Origin of the sequence: Limnohabitans planktonicus II-D5 (assembly GCF_001270065.2) — a bacterium.
Classification (GTDB): domain Bacteria; phylum Pseudomonadota; class Gammaproteobacteria; order Burkholderiales; family Burkholderiaceae_C; genus Limnohabitans_A; species Limnohabitans_A planktonicus.
Genome location: NZ_LFYT02000013.1, coordinates 40,805 through 55,120, shown reverse-complemented (window position 1 = coordinate 55,120; position 14,316 = coordinate 40,805). Strand labels below are relative to the sequence as shown.

The 14,316-nt window shown below is 62.7% G+C and carries 12 protein-coding genes; 6 read left to right on the top strand and 6 right to left on the bottom strand.

Annotated elements, in window-relative coordinates:
* The first annotated feature begins 64 nt into the window (after positions 1-64).
* The 3 genes from H663_RS31755 to H663_RS31745 all read left to right on the top strand — a co-directional run bounded on the left by H663_RS31755 (position 65) and on the right by H663_RS31745 (position 3,251).
* On the top strand, positions 65-1,054 hold the full coding sequence (locus H663_RS31755) for a Bug family tripartite tricarboxylate transporter substrate binding protein (protein ID WP_053176834.1): 990 nt from the start codon (positions 65-67) through the stop codon (positions 1,052-1,054).
* A 102-nt stretch (positions 1,055-1,156) separates the two neighbouring features.
* Positions 1,157-2,518 (top strand): glycerate kinase type-2 family protein, encoded by a 1,362-nt coding sequence (locus H663_RS31750; RefSeq protein WP_083451364.1) that lies wholly within the window; start codon positions 1,157-1,159, stop codon positions 2,516-2,518.
* A 106-nt stretch (positions 2,519-2,624) separates the two neighbouring features.
* Positions 2,625-3,251 carry a Crp/Fnr family transcriptional regulator gene (locus H663_RS31745; protein ID WP_053176836.1) on the top strand — a complete coding sequence of 209 codons (627 nt, stop codon included), beginning with the start codon at positions 2,625-2,627 and terminating at the stop codon, positions 3,249-3,251.
* A 1,024-nt stretch (positions 3,252-4,275) separates the two neighbouring features.
* Here the strand turns inward: H663_RS31745 and H663_RS31740 are convergent.
* Genes H663_RS31740 through H663_RS31730 form a run of 3 tightly spaced genes read right to left on the bottom strand, consistent with a single transcriptional unit; the run spans position 4,276 to position 9,068 of the window.
* Positions 4,276-5,268: a Bug family tripartite tricarboxylate transporter substrate binding protein gene (locus tag H663_RS31740; protein ID WP_053174960.1), complete on the bottom strand. Its 993-nt coding sequence runs from the start codon at positions 5,266-5,268 to the stop codon at positions 4,276-4,278.
* A gap of 48 nt (positions 5,269-5,316) precedes the next feature.
* A complete protein-coding gene (locus tag H663_RS31735) occupies positions 5,317-6,888 on the bottom strand; it encodes an indolepyruvate oxidoreductase subunit beta family protein (RefSeq protein ID WP_053174963.1) in 1,572 nt (523 codons plus the stop codon).
* A 23-nt stretch (positions 6,889-6,911) separates the two neighbouring features.
* Positions 6,912-9,068 carry a thiamine pyrophosphate-dependent enzyme gene (locus H663_RS31730; protein WP_053174967.1) on the bottom strand — a complete coding sequence of 719 codons (2,157 nt, stop codon included), beginning with the start codon at positions 9,066-9,068 and terminating at the stop codon, positions 6,912-6,914.
* Positions 9,069-9,163: 95 nt separating this feature from the next.
* Here H663_RS31730 and H663_RS31725 point away from each other — a divergent pair, with 95 nt between their 5' ends.
* Genes H663_RS31725 through H663_RS31715 form a run of 3 tightly spaced genes read left to right on the top strand, consistent with a single transcriptional unit; the run spans position 9,164 to position 11,162 of the window.
* Complete coding sequence (locus H663_RS31725) at positions 9,164-10,114, top strand: LysR family transcriptional regulator (RefSeq protein ID WP_053174970.1); 951 nt, start codon at positions 9,164-9,166, stop codon at positions 10,112-10,114.
* A 4-nt stretch (positions 10,115-10,118) separates the two neighbouring features.
* Complete coding sequence (locus H663_RS31720; protein ID WP_053174971.1) at positions 10,119-10,457, top strand: thioredoxin family protein; 339 nt, start codon at positions 10,119-10,121, stop codon at positions 10,455-10,457.
* A gap of 3 nt (positions 10,458-10,460) precedes the next feature.
* A complete protein-coding gene (locus tag H663_RS31715) occupies positions 10,461-11,162 on the top strand; it encodes a DNA alkylation repair protein (RefSeq protein ID WP_240620503.1) in 702 nt (233 codons plus the stop codon).
* Between the two features lie 218 nt (positions 11,163-11,380).
* Here H663_RS31715 and H663_RS31710 read toward each other — a convergent pair whose 3' ends face one another.
* From H663_RS31710 to H663_RS31700, 3 genes are all read right to left on the bottom strand, one after another.
* Positions 11,381-12,421: an NAD(P)/FAD-dependent oxidoreductase gene (locus H663_RS31710; RefSeq protein WP_053174974.1), complete on the bottom strand. Its 1,041-nt coding sequence runs from the start codon at positions 12,419-12,421 to the stop codon at positions 11,381-11,383.
* An 84-nt stretch (positions 12,422-12,505) separates the two neighbouring features.
* The gene (gene fdxA / locus H663_RS31705; RefSeq protein WP_053174977.1) at positions 12,506-12,835 is read right to left on the bottom strand and encodes a ferredoxin FdxA; all 330 of its coding nucleotides are present in this window, start codon (positions 12,833-12,835) and stop codon (positions 12,506-12,508) included.
* A 117-nt stretch (positions 12,836-12,952) separates the two neighbouring features.
* Complete coding sequence (locus tag H663_RS31700; RefSeq protein ID WP_053174981.1) at positions 12,953-14,233, bottom strand: sulfate adenylyltransferase subunit 1; 1,281 nt, start codon at positions 14,231-14,233, stop codon at positions 12,953-12,955.
* Positions 14,234-14,316 lie beyond the last annotated feature (83 nt).

The following is a 14,316-nucleotide window of genomic DNA, read 5'->3' as shown; positions in this document are numbered from 1 at the left end:
CTGGATGCAGTCTGTCCTTTGTACATGAATGTTTTTGGTTCCTTCAATTTTGAAAGGTTTGAACATGCGCTCCAAGTTTCTCCCCGTCGCCATCGCCTGCGCCCTGTTGGCGTCCGTGAATGCTTTTGCACAGGAATACCCTGTAGCCAACAAAACCATCACCTTCGTGCTGCCCTATGCCGCAGGCGGGCCGACTGACAAAGCCGCACGCGACCTGGCCCAGGCCATGAGCAAAGCCATGGGCGGTCACAGCATCGTGATTGACAACTCGGCCGGTGCTTCGGGCTCGATTGGGGCTAACAAAGTGGCCAAGGCCTCAGCCGACGGCTACACGCTTTTGTTCACACACATTGCGCAAGCGACCTTGCCGACTTTTTTCCGCAACCTGCCTTACAACGTGGAAAAAGATTTTGAGTACATCGGCTTGGTCAGCGAAAACCCGATGAACCTGATTGGCCGCCCCAGTTTGCCCGCCAACACCATGGGTGAGTTGGTCACCTGGATTCAGGCCAACAAGGGCAAGATCAACATCGCCAACGCAGGCCCCGGTTCAGCCTCGCACTTGTGCGGCATGTTGTTCCAGTCCACCCTCAAGGTGGACATGACCTCGGTGCCCTACAAAGGCACGGCCCCGGCCATGACCGACCTGATCGGCGGTCAGGTGGATTTGATGTGCGACCAGACCACCACCACGATCCCGCAGATCGAGGGCAAAAAGGTCAAATCATTTGCCGTGACCACGCCCACCCGATTGACGGCAGTGGCCCTCAAAGACTCTCCAACCATGCAAGAGGCCGGACTCAAAGACTTTTCGGTCACCATTTGGCAAGGCTTGTATGCACCCAAGGGCACGCCTGCTGCGGTGTTGAAAAAGCTCAACGATGCCCTCAAGGTGTCGGTCAAAGACCCGGAGTTCATCCGCAAGCAAGAAGGCGGCGGTGCCACGGTGATCATGGATGCACGCAACGACCCTGCAGGCCACAAAGCCTTTATCGTGTCTGAGCTGGCCAAGTGGGCACCCGTCATCCGGGCCGGAGGCATTTACGCAGATTGATGTGGTGATGGAAGGGGGCCGGGTTTGTCCCTGCGATGAGCTGGCCAGGGGTGTTGATTCGGCTTTCCAAGGCCCCCCTTTCATTGACATTACCATTGCATGATGACTTCATCGCCAACTCCAAGCGCTCCTCTGGCGGGCGCGCTGCTTGATCCGATTCAATCACCGTTGGCTTTTCTGCGCCACCTCTACGACGAGGCCGTGCAACGCGCCTTGCCCCTGCACAACACCGCCGCCCATTTGCCTGCCCCGCCAGATCCTGCCAAAGGCCGCACCCTGGTGCTGGGCGCTGGCAAAGCCGGGGGCGCGATGGCACAAGCCGTGGAGGCTTTGTGGCCCGCAGATGCCCCGCTGTCGGGTCTGGTGGTCACACGTTATGGACACACGCCGCCGCGCCCGGCGGGTTTGCCCGAGCGCATCGACGTGGTCGAGGCCGCGCACCCCGTGCCCGATGCATCGGGCTTGCAGGCGGCCGAGCGCATTTTGGAATTGACGAAAGGATTGACGGCCGACGATCTGGTGCTGTGTCTGATCTCGGGCGGCGGCTCTGCATTGCTGACTTTGCCTGCGGAGGGCATCAGTTTGCAAGATAAACAAGACATCAACCGCCAGTTGCTGGCCAGCGGGGCCAACATCGCCGAGATGAACTGTGTGCGCAAGCACCTCTCGCGCATCAAAGGCGGGCGTCTGGCGGCGGCATGCAGCCCTGCGCGGGTGGTCACGCTCACCATCAGCGATGTGCCGGGCGACGACCCTTCCATCATCGCCAGCGGCCCCACGGTGGCCGATGCCAGCACCTGCGCCGACGCCTTGGCCATCTTGCAGCGCTATGCGATTGCAGTGTCGCCAAAGGTGGAACAAGCTTTGCGATCGGGCGCATGGGAAACACCCAAACCCGGCTCGCCCATGTTCGACGGGCACAGAGTGCACATGATCGCCACCCCCCAGCAGTCGCTGGAAGCCGCAGCCGCAGCCGCGCGTGGGATGGGGCTGAATGCCTTCATCCTGAGCGACGAGATGGAAGGCGAATCGCGTGAGGTGGCCAAGGTGCATGCCGCGCTGGCCCGCGCTGCCGCCAAGGGGGCGGGGCCGTTCGTCAAGCCTTGCGTGATCCTGAGCGGGGGCGAGACCACCGTCACCATCAAGCCGCAGCTTGCAGGCACGCCGCGTGGGCGCGGGGGCCGGGCGGGCGAGTTTTGCATGGGCCTGGCCCAGGCTTTGCAAGGCCAGCCCGGTGTTTGGGCGCTGGCGGCAGACACGGATGGCATTGACGGTGTTGAAGACAATGCCGGGGCGCAAGTCACGCCCGATACCTTGGCGCGCGCCCGGGCGCTGGGCCACAAGGTCGAAGAGCACTTGCAGCGCAACGACGCCTACGGCTATTTCGACGCACTGGGTGATCTGGTGATCACCGGGCCCACACACACCAATGTGAACGATTTCAGGGCCATGCTGGTGTTGTGAAGCCAGCCTGGCGCAGGCCAGTTTGTGGGGCGCTTGCACATGGCGTGCGGCGAGTTGATGTGTGTCAAAACCGCAGCCGACATGCTCTGGCACAGTGGAGCCCATCATGTTGGCATCCGTTTCTTCCCTCACCTCCCATCCAGGCGTGACCGTGGCGGCAGGCACCGTTTTGCTGCACCGGGGCGATGCGGTGGACCGCATCGTCCACGTCCGCAAGGGGCGTGTCACCTTGGGGGTGTTGCAGCACGGTGTGCTGGAGCATCAGCTGGGTGCGGTGGACGGGCCGTTCTGGCTGGAGGCCGCTTCTGGTTTGCTTGGCCTGACCCATGCGGTGGACGCGGTGGCACAAACACCCGTGGAGTTGCAATTCATCAGCGTGCAGGATTTTCTGGCCGAGGTGAACACATTGCCTGCCGGCACGCAAAACTTGCTGAAGGACTTGGCCAAAGCCCAGCGACAGCAAACCGATCTGGCCGTGAGCCGTTTGTCCAAGGACGCAGATGCGCGTTGCGCCGAATGGTTGCTGCAGCATGCAGCGCCCCAGGACGATTCGGGGGGGCTGGCCGTCACCTTGACAGAGCGCAAATGCACCATCGCGGCGCAATTGGGCATCGCCCCGGAAACCTTCTCTCGCGTGCTGCGCCATCTGCGCGAGCGCCAACTCATCAGTGGCGGCGGCCGTGTGTTGTGCCTGCCCAACCCGCAAGCGCTGCGCGAGCTGGCTGGGGTTTGATGATTTGCAAGTCGGCGGTCGAGGGCGACCGATAGGGGAATGTCTGTTTTGGGGCGGCGGTCAAAGACGACGGATAGGGAATGTTTGTTGTAGGTCGGTGGTCGAAGACCCCGACGGATGTGCGCAGACCGGCAAGGCCTGAACGAGGCATGTGGGTGAGCATGCAAACGGCGGACTCTTCGAGTACCGACCTACCAAGGAATGCCTGTTGTCGGCGGTCGAGGGCGACGGATAGGGGCTGTCTGTTGTGGGTCGGCGGTCGAGGGCGACGGATGGGGGCTGTCTGTTGTGGGTCGGCGGTCGAGGGCGGCGGATGGAGGAATGTCTGTTGTAGGTCGGCGGTCGAAGACCCCGACGGATGTGTGCACACAGGCAAGGCCTGAACGAGGCATGTGGATGAGCATGCAAACGTCGGACTCTTCGAGTACCGACCTACGAGGGAATGTGTGTTGTCGGCGGTCGAGGGCGACGGATAGGGGAAGGCCTGTTTTGGGGCTGCGGTCAAAGACGACGGATGGGGGATTGTCTGTTGTAGGTCGGCGGTCGAAGACCCCGACGGATGTGCGCATACCGGCAATGCTTGAACGAGGCATGTGGGTGAGCACGCCAGCGTCGGACTCTTCGAGTACCGACCTACGAGGGACGGCCTGTTGTCTGTGGTCGAGGGCGACCGATAGGGGAATGTCTGTTTTGGGGCGGCGGTCGAGGGCGACGGATGGGGGAATGTCTTTTGTAGGTCGGTGGTCGAAGACCCCGACGGATGTGCGCAGACCGGCAAGGCCTGAACGAGGCATGTGGGTGAGCATGCAAACGTCGGACTCTTCGAGTACCGACCTACCAAGGAATGCCTGTTGTCGGCGGTCGAGGGCGACCGATAGGGGAATGTTTGTTGTGGGTCGGCGGTCGAGGGCGGCGGATGGGGGAATGTCTGTTGTAGGTCGGTGGTCGAAGACCCCGACGGATGTGTGCACACAGGCAAGGCCTGAACGAGGCATGTGGGTGATCACGCGGGGTTTGATTTGCCTCAGTCGCCCACGATCTTGCGTTCGCGGATGATGGCTCCAAAGCGTTTGGAATCGTCAGCTGCACGGGCTGCAAACTCTGCGGGGGTCAAAGGCAGGGCTTCGCCCCCCAAATTTTGAATGCGGTCTTTCAGCGCCTGGGTGCCCAAAATGCGGTTGATCTCGCGGTTGACGCGGTTGACCACATCGGCGGGTGTGCCCGCAGGCGCGTAAAAGCCGAACACCGAATCGGCATCAAAACCCGTCAGGCCCGCTTCATGCAGCGTGGGCACGTTGGGAAAAAGGGGCGAGCGCTTCATGCTGCCTACGGCCAGCAGCTTGAGCTTGCCCGCCCGCACTTGGCCCAGGCCAATGCCGGGGTCAAAGTAAAAGTCCAGTTGTCCTGCCAATACGTCTTGCAAAGCGGGTGCCGCACCCCGATACGGCACATGCACAGCAAACAGTCCGGCCTGGCTTTTCATCATTTCGCCAGCCAGGTGCGGCGAGCTGCCGTTGCCTGCCGAGCCATAAGACAAGCGACCGGGGTTGGCCTTCACATGGGCCAGAAATTCCTGAATGGTGTTGGCCGGGAAGTTGGGCTTGGCCACCAGAAACACCAACACGCGGGCAGCCGATGCCACGGGCATCAGGTCTTTGGCCGGGTCAAAGGGCATGCGGGCGTAGATGTGCGGGTTGACCGACACCATGCCGCCTGAGCTCATGAGAAGCGTGTAGCCGTCGGCCGGTGATTTGGCGACCATTTCACCACCGAGTTTGCCGTTGGCACCGCCCCGGTTTTCCACCACCACAGGCTGGCCCAGCGCCTCGCCCAGTGGCACGCCAATGGCGCGGGCGATCTGGTCGGCTGCGCCACCGGGTGGAAAGTTGACCACGATCTTGATGGGCTTGGTGGGCCAGCTTTGCGCGGCTGCGCTCAGGCACAGGGCTGGCCCGGCTGCGATGGCCAGCAGCGCAGCGCTGACTGCGCGTCGTGATAAGAAACCGGTTGTTTTCATGCGTGTCTCCTTGGGTTTTGATGGGGCCGATGTCGATGATGGGGCTGCTCAGGATTTTTGCAACCGGGGATTTTTCATCCAAAGCACCGGTTGTGCCTTGACCGGACGCGCTGGCGCACCATGTTGCAACAAAGCCTGATCGAGCGCTTGACCGGCTTCGTCTTGCAAGGCCGCCTGGCGGATGCGGGCCACGGCCTCAGCTTGCTCGGCCACAGGCACGGCTGAAGCTGGGCCGCACACATGGCGCAGGATGTGCAGCAGGTTGTCCTTGCCACGTTCGTTGGTGCTGCCGTAACCCTTGATGAGTTGCCCACAACGCGCCAGCTCCAGGCCCAGTGCGGGGGACAGGCGTGTGGCGGTTTCGATGCCGCCCAGCCACTCTTCGATCAACGTTTGCTCGGCCTGATAGCGGCTGCCCAGCGGGCGCAGCACGCGCAAGCTGGCCAGTACGCGCAAGCTGGCCATGCCCGACAGCGCATGACGCGCCACCTTGAGTGGCATGGACCACGGCGCTTTGCCATTGGCCACGCGGGCCCGGTCCCAGCGCAGCAGTTTGTTGGCCAGGCCTTGGGGCAGCAGGGCGGCCAGCTCGGGCACGCCGGGCTTGAAGTGGTCGTAGACCTTGAGCACGTCGCCCTCTTTGGCTTTGACTTCTTGCGTCACGCGGTCCCAGCGGCTGGCGCGGCTTTTGAGGTCGGCCACACGGATGATGTCGTCAAACGCCATCCACAGGGCCAACCAGCGGGTGGTCTCGGCGGTCACTGGGCGGGTGCTGTCGGGTGAGTTGGACTCTGCACTGAGCAAGCGTTCGAGCCGCTGCACATACAGGTGGGCATAAGCGGGGCCTTGGTATTCCACCAAGCGTTGGTGCGCCAAGCCCATGAGGGGGTGCAACGCTGCTGGAAACTTGGCGCCCACTTCTGCAGGCAAGGCCGCCGCTGCGACAGGCGCAGCCGGCTTCATCACATGCTCAACATACTGCGCCTGTTCGCGCTGGCGCGTGACCAGCTCAAAGGCCAACGCAAAGCCGCGCAAGCTGGCCTTGGCCGAGCTGCTTGGGCCCGCCAACACGGCTTCGTAATGCGACCGTGTAAATGGCAGCAAGCCACTGCCCGCAATGCCCCCCAACATGACGGCGCTGACCATGGTGCCGCTTTGCTGGCACAGGCTGGCCATGTCCATCACATGGTGGCGCTGGCTGTGGGCGGCGATCACATCGAGCAGCGGACCTTCGGGGCGGCGGCCATCGCCCATGGTCATTTTTTCGGCGGTGGTGAGCGCCCGCGACGAGGCACTGATGACCAAAGTGCGGTCGTTTGAAGCCAGGCCGTTGCCAATTTGGCGTGCGGTCTCCAGCAACTCGGACGACACCAGTGCATCGAGCCTGCCCGGCAACGGGTTCAGGCCCAGCACCGGCAAGCGGCCTTGCAGTTGGCTGTGGGGCAGGGGGTAGACCTCGAGGTAATAGGTGGTGGCCCCGGTGCGTTGCGCCACGCCGGGAATGGAGGTGGCTTGCGCCGGGTGGCCTGCGTGGCGGGCCACGTCGACCAGCCAGTCGGCCAGCACGCCGCCGCCTTCGCCGCCCAAGGCGCACAACAAAATGGAAATCGGTTGGGTCATGGTGTGTCTCTGAATGGGGCGAATCAAGCGGGTTGCAGCCAACGTGTGGCCAGGCCTTGCCAGCGGGCCCACAGGCGCTCGTGCAGCTTGGGGTTTTGCACCACTTCGGCCCGGTAAAAGGACGGGCACAGCGTGGCCGCATGCGCGTTTTCACCGCACAGGCCGCAGCCCACACAGCCGTCGATCACGGTGGCCACCGGGTCCACCTTGAGTGGGTCGGGGTTGTCTTTGAGCGTGAGGGTGGGGCAGCCCGACAGGCGAATGCAGGCGTGGTCGCCGTTGCACACATCTTCGTCCACGCCGTATTTCACGCGCTCCACCCGCTTGCCTTTGGACAGCAGCGAAGCCAGCCAGGGCTTGATGCGGCGCTGGCGTTCGAGCTGGCATTCACCTTCGGCCACGATGACTTTCAGGCCCTGAAACTCGGTGGTGAAGGCCTCGGTCAGCGTCGCCTGCATGTGGCTCACTTCGTAGGTGTGGACCGTGCGCAGCCACTGCACGCCCAGGCCTTTGAGGGTGGACTCGATGGTCTGGTTGGTGTGCACCATGCTCTGGCGCTTGTCGCCCGCCAGTTCTTTGGCGATGTCGGTGGGCGTGTTGATGATGTCTTGCGTGCCGGTGGCTGAGGTGTAGCCGTTTTTAAAGATCAGCAGCACCGCGTCGTCGCCGTTGAACAGCGCACTTTGCACGCCCGTGAGCAAGCCGTTGTGCCAAAAACCGCCGTCGCCCATGACCGACAATACGCGCCGCTTCATGAGGGGCGACACACCCGCCCGGCTGGCCAGGCTCATGCCATAGCCCAGGATGGAGTGGCCCACCGAAAACGGCTCAAAAGTAGCCAGGGCATGGCAGCCGATGTCGCCTGAAATGTGCACCGGGCCGACATCTTGCTGGGCCAACTTCAGGGCCGAGAACACCGGCCGTTCGGGGCAGCCAATGCACATGCTCGGTGGCCGCGCAGGCAAGGGGCTGCCCAGAAGACTTTGCACTTGCTGGCGGCGTTCGCCATTGGTGGCCAGCCATTGCCGTGTGGCTTCGGGCACAGCATCGGCTTGGTGGCGGTCCAGAAATTTAAGCAGGCCCTGGGCCATGACCTCGGCGGTGTACTCACCACCCGAGGGCAGCATGTCTTTGCCGTGCAGCGGGGTTTGCAGGTCAAGGCGGCGCAGCATCAGCGCAAGCTCTTGCTCGATGTATTCGGGCTGGCCTTCTTCGAGCAGCAGCACGGCCGATTTGTCCTTGCAGAAATTCACCAATTCACCCGGCACCAGCGGGTAGGTCACGTTCAGCACCAGCACCGACAGGCTGGTCACACCAAAGGCATCGGCCAGATCGAACTGCTGCAGGGTGCGCATCAGCGTGTTGTACAAACCGCCTTGCACGATCAGGCCCAGGTGGCGGTGGGTGCTGCCTTCAAAGTGTTCGTTCAGGCGCTGCTCGGCAATGTATTGACGGGCAGCAGGCAAGCGGTGTTCGACTTTGCGTTTTTCTTGCGCAAAGGTCACAGGCGGGTGCGCCAGGCGCATGTAGTTGAAGCCTGCGGGTTCGTCGATCAGGTGTTTTTTGGAGAGTTTGGGGGCCTGGTTGTCCTTGGCCACAAACTGGCCGCGCACATGGCAGGCGCGGATGCGCAGCTCCATCATCACCGGCATGTTGGACGCTTCAGACAGCCGAAAACCGTGCTCCACCATGTTGACCATCTGGCCCAACTCGGGCCTGGGATCGAGCAGGCACATGCCCGACTTGAGCGCGTAAGCGTGTGTGCGCTCTTGAATGACGCTCGCGCCTTCGCCATAGTCTTCGCCCACCACGATCAGCACGCCGCCCGTCACACCGGGAGACGACAGGTTGGACAGCGCGTCGGCCGCCACGTTGGTGCCCACAATCGACTTCCAGGTCACCGCACCGCGAATCGGGTAGTGGATGGACGCGCCCAGCATGGCCGCAGCAGACGCTTCGTTGGAACACGCCTCCACATGCACACCCAGCTCGTCCATATAGGGTTTGGCCTGCACCATGACGTCGAGCAAGTGCGAGACCGGTGCGCCCTGGTAGCCGCCCACATAGCTCACGCCCGACTGCAGCAGCCCCTTGGTGATGGCCAGAATGCCTTCGCCATGAAAGACCTCGCCCGCGCCCATGCGCAGGGCCTTGATTTCTTCGTGAAATGAAACTTCCAAAGCACGCTCCTTGCGTTGTTGTGCCCGCGTTCAAGGGTCAAAGACCATCTTACGTATAAGTGCATAAAATATTCTGAATAAACGGTATGCATTGAATGAATATCAAAGACCTGGATCTGAACCTCTTGCGTTTGTTTGACGCGGTCTGGCGCACGCGCAGCGTGAGCCTGGCCGCGCAGCAGCTGGGCATGTCGCAGCCAGCGGCCAGCCAGGGCCTGGCGCGTTTGCGGGCCGTGTTAGGTGACGCTTTGTTTGAGCGCAGTGGTGCGGGCGTGCGGCCCACGCCGCGGGCTGACCGGCTGGCGCAAGCGGTGCAATTGGCGCTGGGCACCATTGAAGATGCGCTCAATGTCTCGCAGGTGTTTGACCCGCAGCGCTCGGCCCGCGTGCTGCGCGTGCACCTGAGCGACATTGGTGAAGCGCGTTTTTTGCCCGAGCTCGTGTTGGCGCTGCAGCACCACGCGCCGGGCATGCGGCTCGAAGCCAGGCCGCTGCCGCACGACCAAATTGCCCCCGCGCTGGACAACGGCCAGCTGGATCTGGCGATGGGGTTTTTGCCCGAGGTGAGTGACACCTTGCAACAGCCCTTGCTGAGCGACCGCTATGTGGTGTTGATGCGCCAGGGCCACCCGGTGGCAGGGCGTTGGAGCCAGCTGCAAGCGCATCAGACCACGCCTGAGGCGGCATTGGTGGTCTTGGCCGAGCTGGAGTTTGCCGCCGTGCGCACGCACGCCGACACGCTGCGCATTCTGGAGTTGATGCACTGGCAGCACCGCCTGCGTCTGACGGTGAGCCATTTCCTGTCTCTGCCCGGCATTGTGCGCAGCAGCGATCTGGCGGTGCTCATGCCCCGCAACTTTGCGCAAGGCTTTGCGCAGGCGGGCGAGTTGGCCATCATCGAGCCCGATTTGCCCTTGCGCGACTTCACCGTGTCCATGCACTGGAGCGCCCGCTTTGACAAAGACCCCTGCCTGCAGTGGCTGCGGGCCAATGTGTCCCGTTTGTTCAGCACCCCCTCCAACACTCCCCCAACACCACCGAGGTGAATTCATGAGCCCTTTCAAACCCTCTATGAGCGCCACTGAGGCCCCCAGCCTGACCGAAGTGCAGGCGCTGCCTGGCCTTGCGCTCTTGGAATTTGGCACCGAATGGTGCGGTCACTGCCGCGCTGCCCAGCCCCTGATCGCGCAGGCTTTGGCCACGCCCACCCTCACGCCCACGCAGTGGCAGCACCTCAAAATCGAAGACGGCCCTGGCCGTGCGCTGGGCCGCCACTACCGCGTCAAGCTTTGGCCCACGCTGGTGCTGCTGCGCGATGGGCAGGAAGTGGGGCGGCTGGTGCGGCCTGCAAGCGCGCAGGACATTGAAACCGCAATGTCCAAGGCCTGAGTCATGGCCAAGCTCTTTGTTTCAATGTGCTTGCCGCCCATCGAAGCGGCCTTGCGTGCACAAGCCGATGCGCAGCAAGCCGTGCCCATGAAGGCCTATATGCTCGGTCAGTTCGAGTTTCTGGGCGTTCCCGCAGGCCCTCGTCGCGAAGCGCTGAAACATGCATTCATAGGCTTGCCCAAGTTCACCGGCACAGCCGATGAGCTGCTGGCGCTGGCCCAAGCGCTGTGGCAACTGCCCGAGCGTGAGTTCCGATACACCGCCATCGACCTGCTGGCCAAACACCACAAACGGCTGGATGTGAGCGCCTTGCCGGGTATCTTGCAACTGGTGCAGACCGATTCATGGTCGGACACGGTCGATGGGCTGGCCGGTGTGGTGGGCGATGTGGTGCTGCGGGCCAAGGCCAGCGACCCTGATGTGCAGCGGCACATGGACGATGCTCTGGTCCACCCCCACCTGTGGGTGCGCCGTGTGGCCATGCTGCACCAGCTGGGCTGGCGGGCGCAGACCGATCAGGCGCGTTTGTTCCGTTACGCGCTGGCCCTGGCCTCCGAGACAGACTTTTTCATCCGCAAAGCCGTGGGCTGGGCCTTGCGTGACCATGCGCGAAACCAGCCCGATGCCGTGCGCGCTTTTCTGACGCAGCATGCCGAGAAACTGTCGGGTCTGAGCCGCCGCGAGGCGGGCAAGCACTTGGGTTGAATCAGGGGGCTACTGATTTGCAGCGAGTGGGGGGCTTGGGGCGCCTTGTGGATCCGGTACGCTGAAGTTTGAAATGTGTGAGCCATGTCATCTCGCAGGTCGCCACTCGCAGAGTCCTACATGATGGGTTTGTGCACAGGCCTATGTCGGGGTCTTCGACCGCCGACCTACAGCATCATTGAGCCTTGAAAACTTCAGCGAGCCGAATCGATAGGGGCTCAGACGAGGCCCAATCGTTGGTGCAGCAGCGTAGACGTGGTCGTGTATTGCAGCAAGGTTTTTTCAGTCGGTCGCAGCAAGGCCAACGCGCCGAAAGCAGCCAGCGTGGCTTCGTGGAAGCCGCAGAGGATGAGTTTCTTTTTGCCGGGGTAGGTGTTGATGTCACCCACGGCAAAGATGCCGTGCTCCGAAGTTCCGAAGTTTTCGGTGTTGACCACCAGTTGCTTGCGTTCCATGGCCAGGCCCCATTGCGCCACAGGCCCCAATTTGGGCGACAGGCCCAGACAGGTTTGCAGCACATCGAGGCTCAGCCATTGGGCTTCGCCTTGCGGGTTGAGCAGTTCCAGTGCTTGCAGGCGGCCCTGCTCCACCTTCAGGCCGGTGGGCTGACCGGCCACAAAGCGCATGCGGCCTTGGGCGCAGGCCTGGCGCATTTGCTCGGTCAATTCGGGCGCGGCGCTGAACTGGTCGCGCCGGTGCAGCAGGGTGACACTGGCTGCGGCTTGCGGGCCTGTCATGGCATCCAGGCAGGTTTGCAAGGCGGTGTCGCCGTCACCGGCCACCACCAAGTGGTGTCCTGCCCAGCGCTCGGGCGCAGGGTGTTCGGCAAACACCTGCGTGCCTTCAAAAGCGCTCAGGCCATCGAGCACCATGCGGCGCGGCACAAAAGCGCCGACGCCCGCCGCAATGAACAAGGTGGAGGTGAGAAAGTGTTGTCCGCCATCGGTGGTGATGGCCAGGCGCTGGTCGGCTTGGCGTTCGATGTGGGTGACTTGCTGGCCCAGGTGCAGCGTGGGTTTGAAGGGCGCCATTTGCTGCTGCAAGCGCTCGACCAGGTCCTGGCCGGTGCAAAACGGGATGCCCGGGATGTCGTAAATCGGTTTGCCCGCATACAGTTCGGCGCATTGGCCACCCACATGGGGCAGGGCGTCGACCACATGGCAGTGCACGCCTTGCAGACCCAGCTGAAACACCTGAAACAGACCCACTGGGCCTGCGCCAATGACCAGTGCTTCAGTCTTGATGGGGGCCTGGGTCATGGGAGGGACTTGAAGAAAATGGCCGAAAAATCAGCCCCATGTTTGAAGGGGCTGGGCAAACGGTCAGCGCATGTGCGCTGCCGTTCAGCGGATCAACTCAGCCAGCTTGCCGGTTTTGTCTTTCCACTCATCAGCGCTTGGCAGGGGCGCTTTGCGCTTGGTGATGCTTTTCCAGCCAGGCAGCAAAGCCAACTCGGCGTTCAGTTGGGTCATGTGCTGTTGGTCGGCCGGCAGGTCTTCTTCAGCGTAGATGGCGTTGACGGGGCACTCGGGGATGCACACGGCGCAGTCGATGCACTCATCGGGGTCGATGGTCAGGAAGTTGGGGCCTTCGCGGAAGCAGTCCACAGGGCAAACGTCCACACAGTCGGTGTATTTGCACTGGATACAGGATTCGGAAACAACGTGGGTCATGATGGACTCGGAAAATGGAGTAGCGCGGAGGGATTGGCGCGGAAGCTCGGATTTTAAAGGAGATCGTTGGCCTCCCTCTGGAGGCGAACCCCTGCTCACGACAGGGACGATGGTGAATCAAACCACCAGCACAGCCCCTGAGGTCTTGTGGCTGGCGGTGTCCACCAGCACCAGTGCGCCCAAAATGCGCGACTGGGCAAAGGGCAGAGTAGCCAGCGGCTCTTGCAGGGCCAGCGTGACATGGCCGATGGCATTGGGGGGCAGCTCGGTGGCATCTTCCTCGGCCAGAGTGTTCACGTTAAGGCGGTGCACCACACGCTGCACTTTCACCTTGACCCAGCGGTGGCCATGCAGCGCCCAATACAGGCGACCGGCCACCAAAGGCTCGTCGTCCATCCAGGCGATGGTGGTGCTCAGCTGGCGCTGGCCTTCGGGGCTGCCGTGTTCCGCCAAAAGCCAGTCGCCACGCGACACATCCACTTCTCGGTCGAGCACGATGCCTGCGCTGTGGCCGGCGGCCTTGCCTTGCGGCTGGCGAGTGGCCGACAGCACTTGCGAGACCACGGCGGTTTGGCCGCTCGGGAAGACCTTGACGGTCTGGCCTGGCTCGACGCTGCCGGTGGCCACGCGGCCCCAGAACACGCGGCGGCCCTGGGTGGTGACGCCGGAGTCATGGAACTTTTCGACCCACTGCACCGGGAAGCTGAAGGCCACATCGGTCTCAGCGGGCGTGACCGGCAGGTCTTCGAGGATGCTGAGCAGGCTGGGGCCGCTGTAGCCGCACCAGTCAGCTTGGTCATGGTTCTCGGTGGTCACCACGTTCCAGCCTTTGAGGGCCGACACGGGCACCATGGCGGCGACCGTGATCCCGGCTTCTTTGGCGAACTGCTTCAATGCGCCTGAGATATTTTTGTAGGCCACGGTGGCATCGGCCACGGCGTCAAGCTTGTTGATGGCGAACACGATGGAGGGCACGCGCAGCAGATTCACCAGCAGCGAGTGGCGGCGTGTTTGTGGCAGCAGCTGCAGGTCGGGGTTGGCCCAGTCGAGCTTGATGGCGTCGACCAGCACCACGGCGGCGTCGGCACTCGATGCGGCCGTGACCATGTTGCGGGTGTACTGCTCGTGGCCGGGTGCGTCGCCGATGATGAATTTGCGCGCTTCGGTGTTGAAGTAGCGGTAGGCCACGTCGATGGTGATGCCTTGTTCGCGCTCGGCGCTCAAACCGTCGGTCAGCAGGGCCAAATCGGTTTCGCCTGAGCGCTGCACGCCCGCCAAGTGGTCTTGCAGCACGGCCTTGGTGTCGACCAGCAGGCGGCCAATCAGCGTGCTCTTGCCATCGTCGACCGAGCCGCAGGTGATGAATTTGAGGGCGCTGGCTTGATTGGGGATCTTCATGTTTTTGTCCTGGATCGTGAAAAAAGTAGCTGTCAGGTTTGGCTAAAGCCCGTCATCGCGAGGAGCGAAGCGACGTGGCGATC

What these genes read in the sequence shown, in the direction of transcription:
- H663_RS31755 (WP_053176834.1), top strand. Translation starts at nt 65, where the DNA reads ATGCGCTCCAAGTTTCTCCCCGTCGCCATCGCCTGCGCCCTGTTGGCG.
- H663_RS31750 (WP_083451364.1), top strand. Translation starts at nt 1,157, where the DNA reads ATGACTTCATCGCCAACTCCAAGCGCTCCTCTGGCGGGCGCGCTGCTT.
- H663_RS31745 (WP_053176836.1), top strand. Translation starts at nt 2,625, where the DNA reads ATGTTGGCATCCGTTTCTTCCCTCACCTCCCATCCAGGCGTGACCGTG.
- H663_RS31740 (WP_053174960.1), bottom strand. Translation starts at nt 5,268, where the DNA reads ATGAAAACAACCGGTTTCTTATCACGACGCGCAGTCAGCGCTGCGCTG.
- H663_RS31735 (WP_053174963.1), bottom strand. Translation starts at nt 6,888, where the DNA reads ATGACCCAACCGATTTCCATTTTGTTGTGCGCCTTGGGCGGCGAAGGC.
- H663_RS31725 (WP_053174970.1), top strand. Translation starts at nt 9,164, where the DNA reads ATGAATATCAAAGACCTGGATCTGAACCTCTTGCGTTTGTTTGACGCG.
- H663_RS31720 (WP_053174971.1), top strand. Translation starts at nt 10,119, where the DNA reads ATGAGCCCTTTCAAACCCTCTATGAGCGCCACTGAGGCCCCCAGCCTG.
- H663_RS31715 (WP_240620503.1), top strand. Translation starts at nt 10,461, where the DNA reads ATGGCCAAGCTCTTTGTTTCAATGTGCTTGCCGCCCATCGAAGCGGCC.
- H663_RS31710 (WP_053174974.1), bottom strand. Translation starts at nt 12,421, where the DNA reads ATGACCCAGGCCCCCATCAAGACTGAAGCACTGGTCATTGGCGCAGGC.
- fdxA (WP_053174977.1), bottom strand. Translation starts at nt 12,835, where the DNA reads ATGACCCACGTTGTTTCCGAATCCTGTATCCAGTGCAAATACACCGAC.
- H663_RS31700 (WP_053174981.1), bottom strand. Translation starts at nt 14,233, where the DNA reads ATGAAGATCCCCAATCAAGCCAGCGCCCTCAAATTCATCACCTGCGGC.